This window comes from Sulfoacidibacillus ferrooxidans, from assembly GCF_022606465.1.
Classification (GTDB): Bacteria; Bacillota; Bacilli; order Alicyclobacillales; family SLC66; genus Sulfoacidibacillus; species Sulfoacidibacillus ferrooxidans.
The window spans coordinates 1-374 of the sequence record NZ_JALBUF010000105.1 but is presented as its reverse complement, the minus strand read 5'-3'; the positions used below and the strand labels follow the sequence as shown (position 1 = coordinate 374).

Sequence of the window (374 nt, the reverse complement as noted above, 5' to 3'; positions counted from 1 at the left end):
CAGTTCATCCGCTTTAGCGAGTAATGCAGCTAATGAATCCCCCATGGCTGGATAACACACCACGCCCATCGTGATCGTTACGCCTTCTTGACTCAGATCCAACCCTTGCATCACTTGTTCCAAGCGAGTTTTCACCCCGATATGGCAACTGCACTGCTCAAAGATCAGCACAAATTCATCACCACCGAGTCGCGCCACCACATCATAGTCGCGCATGGACTGTTGTACATGGCGAACGATCCGTTGCAACAGCTGATCCCCTGCATCATGTCCCTGTGTATCGTTCAATGCTTTGAAATGATCCAGATCGAACATGGCCAACACAAAATCAAAACTCACCAAGCGACTTTTTCGATCTCGAAACCACTCGTCGA

Annotated in this window: 1 protein-coding gene; it reads right to left on the bottom strand. The window is 49.2% G+C overall.

Annotated features, from left to right (window positions below; translation table 11 throughout):
• Positions 1-374 (bottom strand): GGDEF domain-containing protein (locus tag MM817_RS16575; RefSeq protein ID WP_241717170.1); only part of this gene is annotated, 374 nt, incomplete at both ends.